This window comes from Bacteroides propionicifaciens DSM 19291 = JCM 14649, assembly GCF_000375405.1.
Classification (GTDB): Bacteria; Bacteroidota; Bacteroidia; order Bacteroidales; family Bacteroidaceae; genus Bacteroides_E; species Bacteroides_E propionicifaciens.
The window spans coordinates 28,779-41,962 of the sequence record NZ_AQWS01000012.1 but is presented as its reverse complement, the minus strand read 5'-3'; the positions used below and the strand labels follow the sequence as shown (position 1 = coordinate 41,962).

The window sequence follows — 13,184 nt, the reverse complement described above, 5'->3', positions numbered from 1 at the left end:
CAGCAGTCTGAATAGAAAAAATAAATCGGGCATCCCATATTTTATGGGATGCCCGATTCTTATTAAGTTTATTATTACTTTTAGTTAGATAACCAATTCACCTTTACCTTGACGTACAATGTCAACGTATTCGCCAGTGCAATCAACAATAGTTGAAGGGCTATAGTCACCAACTCCACCATCGATTACGATATCTACAAGATGTCCAAACTTTTCGTAGATTAGTTCGGGGTTTGTAGCATATTCAGTATCTTCTCCTTCACCTATAGGAACAGTTGTAGTCATAATAGGGAAGTCAAGTTGTTTCGCAATATCATTAATGATATTATTGTCAGGCATACGTACCCCCACCTCTTTACGATTTCTAAAAATCTTGGGTAGTTTGTTTGTACCACTAAGTATAAAAGTAAATGGTCCTGGTAAGTTAGCTTTCATTATCTTAAAAACCACGTTACTCATTTTGGCATATTCACTAATCGTACTCAAATCGTAGCAGATAAGAGAGAGGTTGTTCTTTCGAGGATCGATTCCTTTTATTGAACAAATTTTCTCAATAGCTCTTTCTTTGAGTCCATGACAACCAATTGCATACATCGTGTCTGTTGGATATATGATAATTCCTCCGTCGTTTAGAACGTTAATCACTTCTTGGATTTTTTGAGGATCATTATTCGAATCATACATTTTTAATAACATACTCTCAATATTTTTAGTGTAACATTGCTCTACTCATGATGAGTAGTAGCTTTCTTGAAAGATAACAATATAATAAAACTACTTGTTCTTTTTCTTCTTAAAAAGATCTTTAATTTTATTTCCAACCTCTTCTTTTACATCTTCTTTAAAATCCCTCTCGCTCTCCTTATCGCCAGTGGCTGTGGTATCTTTTTTATTCTTTAATAGCTCTTTGCTAATAAAATCTTTTGCAGCACTTTCAAGAGCTTTACCACCACTCTCTATCATGCTTTTGGTATCAAGCTTAAAGGTTGGGGCGTTAAATGTTCCACCAATCAAGATGCCAACTGTATTTAAGCCATCTATTTTAGCTACAGAATTAGGAAGCTTAAGTTTACCCGAGTAGTCAATTGTTTGATCAAGACCAGTTGTACCCGAAAGTGTCATCAGGTAATCCCCCAAGTTGAATTCGAAAGGTTTAGTTTCTAGACGTCCGTCTTTAATTGTAAAGTTAAGTTCTAAGTCCTTGAGTGGTTTGTTTACCAAATCCTCTTTTTTAACAGCTTTAGCTAGGCCTTGAAGAGCCTTAACATTTTCAAGACTAATGTTCTTAGTCTTAAGGTTACCAGCAGCTTGTAGACTTGGATATACAGGTTCAAGGCTTTCGTTGAGCTCTGTCTTGATCTGCATAGCTCCTGAGAACGTGCCTTCGAGTGAGTTGAAGATTGGGGCCAATGATTGTACCATGTCCAGATCACGATATACTTGCGCAAAGACTAAGTTGTTCATGATTAGGTTTGCGTTAAGTAAACTGTGTTTAGGCTGTTGTGTAGAGTAGAAACCATTCATAACGATTTCACCTCCCATTGTATTCATTGATAGGTTTGTCATGTCAGCCTTACCATTTTTAAGAGCAATGCGGCCATTGATGTTCTCAAACTTCATTTTGGCTAGTACGACTTCTTTAAAATTAGCATTCATGTTGAAGTCAATGTTCTTAGGTATCTCAATGGCTGTAGTTACGCTATCTGTTTCTTCTACTGTTGCTGTATCCTCTTGAGTCATGCCAAAATCATCTAGATTTAAGTAGTTCGAAGATACATTGAGCGAACCTTTGATGGTGCTACCATGTAAGAAATAGCCAATGTAATTTTGAAGTTGGCTATCTACGGTAAGGTCGTTTTTGCCAAACTCAACTTTAGTTTCGCTCAGCTTTAGATAGGCTGGTGTAAATGTAAGTAGTGATTGGTTGATTTTTAGATTTTTGAGGCTGCTCGTGTTTACAACCATGTCGGTTAACTTAACAGTCCCAGAAGCATTAATCTTTTCGTAGAATTCTTTCTCAATATCCGAAGATTTACCTGCTACCGATAGGTTTGCATTGATAGTTCCATTAAGCTCCATGTCTTCTAGGGGATATACATCCTTTATCTTACCAAGATCTAAGATCCCGTTTGCAGTCATCTTGAAGACAGGATCACTAATTGGGTGAACTACCTCTGCGGTGACTTTAAATGGATTTCCTGCAATTGATAAAGCCAGTGGGTTGATAATTATCTTTGTTGCATCTGCAGTACCTCCAGGATTGTTAACCTCTGCAAATACATTGATTTGCTCTACACCTGTTGGTAAAGATGGATATCTGAATGAGGCATCTTTAATGTCTAACTTCACGTTGAAGGCAGGTAGGTTATCGCCCTTAAAAGTGCCCTTTGCATAGGCATTAAGAGTAGCTTGCCCTTCAGTCTTAAGTCCTTTGAAGTCGTTAGTATATAGTGCAGGGATTAGCGATAGAATTTGTTTGAAATCAATTTTATCTGTATTGATACTCAAATCCATATCTATAGCATCATCTTCTTTTAGTGCTACCCAGCCGTCTAAGCTTGATTTAATGGCATTGAGCTGAATCTCATTTTGATTAAGTGTAAACTTGTTATTCTTCAAGTCAGCATCAAGGTTGATTTTAGTCTTAACCGAAATATTGTTGACCAGAGCCAAGCCGTTGACGTTGTAACTGATCGCAGGAGATTCGGCTGTAATGTTGAGTGTCGTGTGTTCGCTCGATAGATCACCTTTAAGATTAAGTTGTAGGTGATTAATCGACATCAACTCTTTGTCTTTACGGTTGTCAAAGAGAATAGTTAGGTCATCAAGTGTCAGCTGGTTTAGCTTTAGTGCAAAGTCACCACCTTCTTCGGTCGCCACAGAAGTTTCGGTAGTTACCTCCGACTCTTTGAGTATGTCCCAATTTACTTTGTCATTTTCTGCAATAACAGCTTTTAGAGTAGCCTCTTTTAAAATCACTCTGTCAATCTCATAACTGTCTCCAAAAAGAGAGAATATATCGATTGTGGCAGTTAATTCTTTTGCTTTGACAATGGTATCGTTGCTAAAATCATCGACTCCTTTAACCCAAAAATTATTCACCGTAAGTGAGGCTTTTGGGAAGTTCTTAAATAAGCTGATGTCGAGTGATGAAAAGTCGAACTCTCCATTAAGCATTTTATTGGCTTCTTGCTTGGCTATGCTCTCAATTTTACCACCGAATAAAAGTGGTATCGAAATCATGATAACCAGCAGTAGGGCAATAATTACACCTACAATCTTTAGTACTTTTTTCATATCTTGTTATGTTAATTTATTTTATTTTTAAGTTCTTTGGCTATGCGCCATTGCAATTCTGCCTCATTCTCCTTACCAACTCTGAATAATGCATCACCAAATAGCTCGTGAGCTTTGGGGTGCTCAGGTTTGATAGTCGTTGCTTTATCTAAGTCAGCAACAGCTCCTTCGTTTTCGTGTATAGCTAGACGAAGTTTACCACGGTTATAGACACATTTGAATTCAAACGGGCTTAGACTAACAGCCCTATTGAGTGCTGAGCTTGCCTCGTCGTATTTGTTTAAATCATAGAGTGTTACTCCAATTCTTACCCATGCATCAGTATAGTTTGGGTTCAACTCTACTGCTTTTTTGTAATTTGCTAAAGCTGCATTTTTGTCTTTAGCTTCAGTAATACAGGAATTTCCCATAAGATAGTACTCTTTTGCATATTTCTTAAGGTTATCTTTTTGTTGTTGTAGCTGTTCTTTTAGTTCTTTATTCTCAAGCTTTAGCTTGTTTATAATGCCTAGTTTATGTCTGATAAATCGTTGAACTAAGGGTTTCTCTATATCATATCTTGAACGTATTGCCTTGAAGAATGAACCAAGAAAAGACTTAAAGTCTCCTTTATCAAAATGTTTTAAAGCTTGCTGATAGGCTTCGTCGGCTTGTCCTTCTTTGAGTGCAGTTTGGATCGCTTGTTGATTATTGAAATCTCGGGCAAATCGTACGATCTCAGGATGTACAAAAATATGGGTAGGTGTAATTGCACTAGTCAGAATAATACCACTCAGTGAGGTGCATCTACTTAATGCGACATAGGCTTGACCACCAGCAAAAACACCACCAGTAAAGTCGATTACAACGTTGTCAAAGGTTAGCCCTTGACTTTTGTGAATTGTAATCGCCCAAGCTAGTTTGATAGGGAATTGCATGAAATGTCCTAAGACTTCGCTTTCAATTTCTTTTTTTGTCTCGTTATACTTATACTTAATGTTATCCCAGGTTTCGGGCTTTACATCGACTTCTTCTCCCTTGTCTGTGACAATGTAGAGTAGGCCTTTGTCTTCGTTTATACCACTAATTACTCCAATCGTACCGTTGACCCAGCGTTTGTCTTGATCATTCTTGATAAAGATAATTTGAGCTCCAATCTTGATGTCTAGTTCAAGTGAAGTGGGTAAGCTTTGGTTTGGAAATTCACCTGATATTTCTCCATAAAGGGTTATTATATCACCCTCAAGCGCCTTGAGTCGACTGTCATTGATATAATCGACTCGGTCTCTACGCGTGGCAAGTGTGATGAAGAGTTCGCTGATTTCACTGGTCTGAATGTTCAATCGTGTATTTAGCAACTGAAGATCGGCTGCCCCGGCTTGAGCCATTCGGATATTATTGAGCACATTAACGAATACTGGGTCGCTTTGTCTATAAACTTTTTGAAGCTCTATGGAAACCAATTTCATTTCTCGAAAGGCATGTGCCGAGAAGAAGAAAGGAGTAGGATAGGTTTTGTTTATAATATTGCGCATATCGCTGTCGACAACGGGCTCCAACTGAAAAATATCTCCAACGAGTAAAATCTGTTTACCGCCAAAAGCGCTACGTGGATTTTTAGAGTAGGCTCTAAGAATCGCATCTATCGCATCGATGGTGTCTGCACGGACCATGGAAATCTCATCAATAATGATTAAATCTACCTCTTGAAGTATCTTCTTTTGCTCCGAATTGTATTTAAAGAACTTATAAATCTGCTTTTTGTGGGTGCTTAGATTTGCATCTCCCGGGAGTAGTGGATGGAAAGGAAGTTTGAAAAAACTATGTAGCGTACTACCTCCCACATTGATTGCTGCAATCCCTGTAGGAGCTAATACGACATACTTTTTCTTTGTATTCTCACAGATATATTTTAGGAAGGTAGACTTACCTGTTCCAGCTTTGCCCGTCAGAAATATCGACTGACTTGTGTTCTCTATGAGATTTAATGCATGCTGAAATTCTCGATTTCTTTGATCAATCTTGATTGTCAATGCTGATTATATAAGATTAAAATGTTTTAGAGCATTATAAATACCATCTTCATCAACCGAAGTTGTTACGTAGTCGGCATGGGCTTTAACCTCGTCTGTTGCATTACCCATAGCAATGCCGATTCCTGCATAACCCAACATTGAAACGTCGTTACCGCCATCACCTATAGCAATGGTGTCTTCTTGCTTAATATTAAAATGATCTTGGATTACCTTAATACCAGACTCTTTTGTGTTTCCTTTTCTGACAATGTCAACAAACTCAGGATTCCAACGTTCGGGTTGGCAGCTAGGAATTAGATCACGGATGGCATCTTCTTCTTGGGTAGTAATAAATGGTGTGATTTGGAACACCTCTTTATGCGTCGCTTCATCAAAACCGATCTCTGGTATTTGAGGTACGTTTAAGTGGTCGTAAAAAATACTTTTGACTAGGTCGTTGGGTGCACAAACACCAATGGTATGTTCGTTTACGAAAATTGTAGCTTTATTGTTCTTCTTGCAATATGCTGCGATGTTCTTTACGTCACTTTCGGGGATAACACTCTTATGTAAGATTTGTGTACCTACATAGCAGTAGCCACCATTCATGGTTACAAATCCATCAATATAGGCTTCTATTGCACTTATATTATTGATAATTGCTTTTGGACGTCCAGTTGCTATAAACACCTTATGACCTTTAGCTTTGGCCATCTGAACTGCTTTAATCGTTGATTCAGCAATCTTATGTGTTTTGAAACTAACCAAAGTTCCGTCAATATCTAAAAAAATAGCTTTCATTATAATTTCGTTTATAGTTTATACAAAAATAAGAACTTAGAAGTCAAATGACGATTATTCGTCCAAATTATCTTTGACATAAAGTTTAACGAAATCAAAGGAGCTTATGTTTTGGCTAATCTATGTTTTGTTTGATTTTTAGCTGACTATCGATGTACTCGAGTATAGCAGCATCTTGGCCGGGGTGAAACCACTTAATATCTGGATCTCTTTTAAACCAAGTTAGCTGCTTTTTAGCGTAATTTCGGCTGTTTTGTTGAATCTTTTGTATTGCAAACTCAAGGCTCCAATTACCCTCCAAGAATTGTATGATTTCTTTGTACCCCACGGTATTTAGTGAGTTGAGGTCTTTGTACTCAATTACTTGTTTTACCTCTTCTACCAAGCCATCTTCAAGCATTTGGTGAACTCGAAGGTTGATTCGGTCGTACAGCTCTTGTCTGTCACGTTCCAGTCCAACTTTAATGATGTTAAAGGGTCTTTGTTTGTGTTCTTGAGTTAGAAATGAGCTGTAAGGTTTCCCTGTCATATAGCAGATTTCCAAAGCATGCAAAACACGTTTGTGATTTTTGAGGTCAACACGATCGTAGTAGGTGGGGTCCAAAAGCTTAAGTTCCCCAACGAGTTGGTCAAGCCCTTCTTCTTCGTGACGTTTGACTAGGATTTCGCGTGTCAGTTTATCAACTGTTGGTATGTCGTCGATTCCCTTACAAAGAGCATCCACATACATCATTGATCCACCTGTGAGTAGGTAGGTATTGTTCTTTTGAAAAAGGCTTTCGAGTAACGAAACTACTTCGGTCTCATATTTAGCAGCACTATAATAGTCGGTTAGTTCAAGTACTCCAACCAAGTGGTGTTTTACTCTTGCTAATTGCTCAGCAGTAGGGGCGGCTGTGCCTATCTTAAGTTGTCTATAAAGTTGTCTTGAATCGGCAGATATAATCTCCGTGGAAAGGTGCTCGGCAATTGCTAAACTAAGTTCCGTTTTTCCTACACCTGTTGGTCCCACAAGGACTATTAAATTATGCTGTTGGTTCATTTATCTTTTTACGCTGTTCGGATTTAAATATCTTCTAAGTTTTCGAATCCTTCGATTTCGAGTGAATCAAAGTCTTGATCGCCATAAAAGGTTTCATCGACATCCAGTTTCTTTGTGGGTTTTACTTCTTCTTTAGCCTCTTCAAAAAATTGTACCGGAGCTTCACCCTCTTTCTTTGTGACTTTAGCCTTATTAATATTCTCACCGATGATGATTTCAGTAAGTTCTATGAAGAAATATCGTTCGTGAGGTGGGTTGAACTGAAGGACCATTCGTTGGTGTTCATCTTCAATTAATTCGCTGATAGCAGTGTCTGCCATCACCCAAATATCATCCTCAAAATTATCTTCATTTTCTTGAAGTGAAATTTCTTTTTTTTGTTCCCAGTCTTCATCGCAAGTATAAAATGAAGCCATATCAGTCTCACTGTATTGGTTCGATTTATATATTGCTTGATACAGCTCAAGGAATGTAGCGTCTGGGTCAATTTGTATTTCTCTTTTATATTGCGCTACCTCATCGGAAATTAGTGTGAATCTATAGACCATTTTAGTATTCGTATTAATATATGGTGTAAAAATAGTAAAAATGCAATCAAGACCATAATACCAAGTTAAAAAAAGAGCTTAGTGTGACCTAAGCTCTTAATTGTTTCTTATGCGATATAGATATTATGCACCTTTAATAATTCCTCTTTCAGAAGTTCTGATAAAGTCTACAATATATTTTATTTCGTCACTCATGGGGATTTCTGCTTCTACTCGAGTTAAAGCATCTGTTCTGTTTAGACCACTTTGGTAAATTATACGATAGGTGTTTTGGATATTCTGAATAGTTTCACTTGAATAGCCTCTTCGACGTAGTCCAATGATGTTAACTCCAGCAAAAATAATTGGTTCGCGTCCTGCAATGATGTAAGGTGGGATATCTTGACTGAATCTGCATCCTCCTTGTATCATAACAAAACCTCCTACTCGACAAAACTGATGCATCAGTACTGAAGCACTAATAATAGCAAAATCGTCGATGATAATTTCGCCAGCTAGTTTTGTTGAGTTTCCGATTATACAACCGTTACCAACTATAGCATCGTGAGCAACATGAACTCCTTCCATAAGAAGGTTATTGTTTCCAACTACTGTTTTATTTTTTGCAGCAGTGCCTCTATTGATAGTGACGTTCTCTCTGATGATGTTATTATCACCGACTTCAGCAGTAGTGACTTCTCCAGCAAACTTTAAATCTTGAGGGATTGCACCAATAACGGCTCCCGGAAAAATAGTATTGTTCTTACCTATTCTTGACCCACTAAGAATTGTGGCATTAGGCATGATTTTAGTATTATCTCCGATAACTACATCTTTATCGATGTAAACAAATGGGGCAACTTCAACATTATTGCCTAGTTTTGCCTCAGGGTGAATATGAGCTAGTGGACTTATCATTTATAGATATTATTTATTCTTAACTACTTGAGCCATGAATTCGGCCTCACATACAATCTTCTCTCCAACAAAAGCATAGCCTTTCATGGTGGCAATACCTCTTCTTATTGGACTTATCATTTCGACTTTAAATACAAGTGTATCTCCAGGAGTCACTTTTTGGCGAAACTTAACTTTATCAATTTTCATGAAATAAGTTGAGTATTCGGCAGTATCATCAAGGGAGTTAAGCACAAGTAGTCCTCCCACCTGAGCCATTGACTCAACAAGAAGAACACCTGGCATAACAGGTTCTTCAGGGAAATGTCCTTGGAAGAAAGGTTCGTTTGAAGTTATGTTTTTTACTCCAACAATATAATTTGCTCCAATTTCGATAATCTTATCTACCAATTGGAAAGGGTAGCGATGGGGAAGTAACTCGCGGATGCGATTAACATCCATAATTGGTTCTTTCTCCGGGTTATATAGAGGAGCTTGAACTTCGTTCAAACGTATTTCCTTACGCATTTTACGAGCAAACTTATTGTTTACTGTGTGTCCAGGTCGAGTCGCAATGATTCTTCCTTTAATGGGTTTACCAATTAATGCTAAATCACCAATAACGTCTAAAAGTTTGTGGCGAGCACATTCGTTAGGCCATACCAATGGTTTGTGGTTTAAGTAACCCAATTTGCTTGCATTTTGATGGGGAACTCCCATAACATCAGCAAGTGTGTTGAAGTTCTCTTGAGTCATCTCTTTCTCGTAAATCACTATAGCATTATCCAGGTCACCACCTTTGATTAGGCCTGCCTGCAATAATGGAGCTATCTCTCTAACAAACACAAATGTTCTACATGGTGCAATTTCAGTTGCGAAGTCAGACATGTGTTCTAATGTCGCGTATTGGTTGGGTAGTATTTCGGAATCATAAGATATCAGCACGTTTAAGCTAAACTCATCATCAGGAAGTACAATAATTGATGATCCTGTTTTTTCGTCTGTAAATTCTATCTTAGATTTAATTATATAAAAGTCTTTAACGGCACTTTGATCGACAGTTCCGACTTTCTCAATTTCTTGAACGTAAAAAATGGAACTACCATCAAGTATAGGGAACTCGGGCCCGTTAACTTGGATTAAACAGTTGTCAATGCCGAGTGCATATAAAGCAGCCATTCCATGTTCTACAGTGCTTACCTTAATGTCTCCTTTAGCAAGAACAGTTCCACGAGTTGTTTCGATTACATTATCAGCTACAGCATCAATTATGGGTTGATCTTTTAAATCTACTCGTTGAATTTTGTATCCGTGATTATCGGGTGCTGGATTAAAAGTAACAGTTAAATTTAAGCCGGTATGCAGACCTTTCCCACTCAGTGAAAAGCTTTCCTTAAGCGTTTTTTGTTTTAACATTGGTCTTTATTTTAGTTTACTCTTAAGTTCATTAAACTCTCTGCGTAGCGCATTCAACTCCGTGTAAATATCCGGAAGTTTTTTGTATAATGCTGCAGATTTGAAGTATTGGCGTGCATCAAATGCTGGTGAACCCATAATTTGGCTTCCTGCTTTTACGCTTCCAGGTACTCCTGCTTGTGCGGCTATGCCGACTTTGTCGCCAATTTTGGCATGCCCAGCTAGTCCTACTTGACCGCCAATCATGCACCATTGACCGATTTTTGTAGAGCCTGCTACTCCTGCTTGTGCAGCTATAACCGTATGTGAGCCTACTTCGTCGTTATGTGCGATTTGAATTAAGTTATCCAATTTAACACCTTTGCGGATAATTGTCGCCCCCATTGTTGCTCGGTCGATACAAGTATTTGCACCAACTTCAACATTATCTTCAATGATGACTGTTCCTATTTGAGGTATCTTTTCGTAGCCTTCTGCAGTAGGTGCGAAGCCAAAGCCATCTGCACCAATTACTGCTCCAGAATGAACAACACAGCCTGCTCCAATCATACAATCGTGGTAGACGCTAACATTAGCGTATACAATAGTATTCTTTCCAATCTTAACGCTGTCTCCAATATACGTATTTGGGTAAATAGCCACATCATCTGCTATCACTGCACGATCACCAATCACTGCGTAGGGGGCAATGTATACATTTTCTCCTATCTGTGCTGTTTCTGCAATAGATGCTAAAGTGCTAATCCCAGTTTTTTTAGGTTTGCTAGCCTCATAGAGCATTAAAAGTTTCGCAAGGCTATCATAAGCATTGTCCACTTTTATTAAAGTAGCTGAAATGGGCTTTTCGGGTTCAAAATCTTTGTTCACTAGAACTATAGTAGATTCTGTATCGTAAATATAGTGTGTATATTTGGGGTTCGAGAGAAAGGAAATAGCTCCTTTAACTCCCTCTTCAATTTTAGCAAATGTATGTACAGTTGCATTCTCGTCACCAACAATTTCACCTTGTATGTATGACGCAATTTGCTTTGCTGAAAATTCCATATTTTAATATTCTAAATAATAGTCGCATTGGGCCTATGCTACAATACGTATCGCAAATAACGGATATTTTTTTGTTATAACCTTGCTTTTTATGCGATATTTATACTTCGTCACCGATTCTGTAGTATGTCAAATAATACTTTTGTGCCTTCTGAGATAGAGTCGTAGTCTTCAATAAATCAGAGGATTCGGTGATGCTTTTTATACTCCCATCTTTATATAAAAGGTCAATGCTGTTGTCATAAGGATCATACATCTTGTTCTCGATAATACCACTATTAATGAAATAGGAGGCTTCATGTTCATCTAGTTTAAAATGTTGACTAATCCTTATTTTTTGTTTCTTTACGTGTTCAGTGTCGATTGGTTTATCGGCCACTTCTATCTTGAAAAGCTGCCTGTTTACCATTCCTTTACTCAGTAGTGATAATATCTTGTCAGGATGCTTGCACCATACTTTCAATGAAGACCATATGTCATTATCGTCTATATTGATAAAATTGGACAGACCTTCATCTGTACTAAAAAACTCAGCTCTGTCTATCTTGTTTCTCAAGAAGTAGGCTAATGAAGGAGGTGCGAATATCTCTTTACCTTTAAGTGCCAATTCTTTTGCTCTAAGAAGAGTCTTGATAAGCATATTTTCGTAGGCAATGCTCGTCTTATGTAAATAAACTTGCCAATACATCAAGCGGCGTGCCACAAGAAAGTTTTCGATGGAGTATATCCCTTTTTCGTCTACTACCAAACGGTCGTCCTTCAAGTTTAGCATCTTGATAATACGTGCTGATCCTATACTTCCTTCGGGTACTCCCGTAAAGAAGCTATCGCGTCTGAGGTAATCTAGTCGGTCCATATCGAGTTGACCACTCACTAACTGGTGAAGGTACTTGCTCGCATACTCATCTTTGAATATCTGAATGGCTAAGCTGAGACCGCCATCCATCTCTTGATTCATTTTCTTCATTAGAGCTAGTGAAATTGCTTCGTGAGAGATGCCTTCAACTATTGTGTGCTCTAGAACATGAGAAAATGGGCCGTGCCCGATATCGTGTAGTAGAATAGCAGCCTTAGCACCTTCAGCCTCGGAATCAAATATAAAATGACCTTTGCGTTTGAGTTGTTCAATTGCTTCGGTCATTAAATAAAATGCTCCAAGTGAATGTTGAAAGCGTGTGTGTTGAGCTCCAGGATAGACTACTGAAGAAAGCCCCAGTTGTTTAATTCGGCTTAATCTCTGCATGAATGGATGCTTCACAATATTGTAAAGTATGCCTTCGGGTATATTGATAAATCCAAATACTGGGTCATTAATCAGTTTGCTATTTTGCATACCACTATAGTCTATTTTCTAATTCGATCGCCATTTGAACTTGCAAGTTTTGAGCAGCTTTACGTGCTCCTTCAGCAAAATCAATGGTGTTGTCGGCGTAAATAATACCTCTTGACGAATTAACAAGTAATCCACATTCAGAGGTCATACCATATTTACAAACTTCTTGTAGTGATCCTCCTTGTGCTCCGACTCCAGGAACAAGTAGGAAGTGGTTCGGTGCATGCTTACGAATAGTTTCAAATGACTTACCTTGGGTAGCTCCTACAACATATATCATGTTCTCATTGTTACCCCAAGTTTGTGAGTCTTGAAGTACTTTTTCGAATAGGTTAAGACCAGTTTCATCTTTCATGAGTTGAAAGTCTTGTGATCCCTTGTTGCTTGTAAGTGCTAGTAAGATTACCCATTTGCTAGGGTAACCTAGAAAGGGAGTAACACTATCTTCTCCCATGTAGGGGGCAACAGTAACTGCATCAAACTCAATATTCTCAAAAAAAGTCTTTGCATACATTGCTGAGGTATTCCCAATATCACCACGTTTGGCATCAGCAATAATGAATTGCTCAGGGTAATGCGTCCTTATATAATTTACGGTCTTAATCAGTGCTGTCCAACCTTGAATACCTTGTGACTCATAAAAAGCAGTGTTTGGTTTATAAGCTACACAAAGATCAGCCGTAGCATCAATAATTTCCTTATTGAATGCAAATATTGGATCTTCTTCGTAGAGTAGGTGAGGAGGAATTTTCTCCATGTCAGTATCTAAACCAACACAAAGGAAAGACTCCTTTTTCTTGATCTGCTCAAATAGTTCTTTCTTGGTCATTGTT

General features: G+C 38.1%; 11 protein-coding genes. All 11 read right to left on the bottom strand.

Annotated elements, in window-relative coordinates; translation table 11 throughout:
- Positions 1-84: 84 nt before the first annotated feature.
- Positions 85-696: an L-threonylcarbamoyladenylate synthase gene (locus B091_RS0105025; protein ID WP_025069474.1), complete on the bottom strand. Its 612-nt coding sequence runs from the start codon at positions 694-696 to the stop codon at positions 85-87.
- A 78-nt stretch (positions 697-774) separates the two neighbouring features.
- Entirely contained in the window at positions 775-3,297 is a 2,523-nt protein-coding gene (locus B091_RS0105020; protein WP_018108917.1) for an AsmA-like C-terminal region-containing protein, read from the bottom strand.
- Between the two features lie 11 nt (positions 3,298-3,308).
- On the bottom strand, positions 3,309-5,303 hold the full coding sequence (locus tag B091_RS0105015; RefSeq protein WP_026166320.1) for an AAA family ATPase: 1,995 nt from the start codon (positions 5,301-5,303) through the stop codon (positions 3,309-3,311).
- A 12-nt stretch (positions 5,304-5,315) separates the two neighbouring features.
- Positions 5,316-6,092 (bottom strand): Cof-type HAD-IIB family hydrolase, encoded by a 777-nt coding sequence (locus B091_RS0105010; protein WP_018108915.1) that lies wholly within the window; start codon positions 6,090-6,092, stop codon positions 5,316-5,318.
- A gap of 115 nt (positions 6,093-6,207) precedes the next feature.
- Positions 6,208-7,134, bottom strand: coding sequence for a tRNA (adenosine(37)-N6)-dimethylallyltransferase MiaA (gene miaA / locus B091_RS0105005; RefSeq protein WP_018108914.1), 927 nt, complete (start codon positions 7,132-7,134; stop codon positions 6,208-6,210).
- A 23-nt stretch (positions 7,135-7,157) separates the two neighbouring features.
- Positions 7,158-7,682 carry a hypothetical protein gene (locus tag B091_RS0105000; RefSeq protein ID WP_018108913.1) on the bottom strand — a complete coding sequence of 175 codons (525 nt, stop codon included), beginning with the start codon at positions 7,680-7,682 and terminating at the stop codon, positions 7,158-7,160.
- A 123-nt stretch (positions 7,683-7,805) separates the two neighbouring features.
- Complete coding sequence (gene lpxA, locus B091_RS0104995) at positions 7,806-8,579, bottom strand: acyl-ACP--UDP-N-acetylglucosamine O-acyltransferase (RefSeq protein WP_018108912.1); 774 nt, start codon at positions 8,577-8,579, stop codon at positions 7,806-7,808.
- Positions 8,580-8,588: 9 nt separating this feature from the next.
- Positions 8,589-9,974, bottom strand: coding sequence for a bifunctional UDP-3-O-[3-hydroxymyristoyl] N-acetylglucosamine deacetylase/3-hydroxyacyl-ACP dehydratase (locus tag B091_RS0104990; RefSeq protein WP_018108911.1), 1,386 nt, complete (start codon positions 9,972-9,974; stop codon positions 8,589-8,591).
- 6 nt (positions 9,975-9,980) lie between these two features.
- A complete protein-coding gene (lpxD, locus tag B091_RS0104985; RefSeq protein WP_018108910.1) occupies positions 9,981-11,018 on the bottom strand; it encodes a UDP-3-O-(3-hydroxymyristoyl)glucosamine N-acyltransferase in 1,038 nt (345 codons plus the stop codon).
- A 100-nt stretch (positions 11,019-11,118) separates the two neighbouring features.
- Positions 11,119-12,351: an HD domain-containing protein gene (locus tag B091_RS0104980; protein ID WP_018108909.1), complete on the bottom strand. Its 1,233-nt coding sequence runs from the start codon at positions 12,349-12,351 to the stop codon at positions 11,119-11,121.
- Positions 12,352-12,355: 4 nt separating this feature from the next.
- On the bottom strand, positions 12,356-13,180 hold the full coding sequence (gene pyrF, locus B091_RS0104975) for an orotidine-5'-phosphate decarboxylase (protein WP_018108908.1): 825 nt from the start codon (positions 13,178-13,180) through the stop codon (positions 12,356-12,358).
- Positions 13,181-13,184 lie beyond the last annotated feature (4 nt).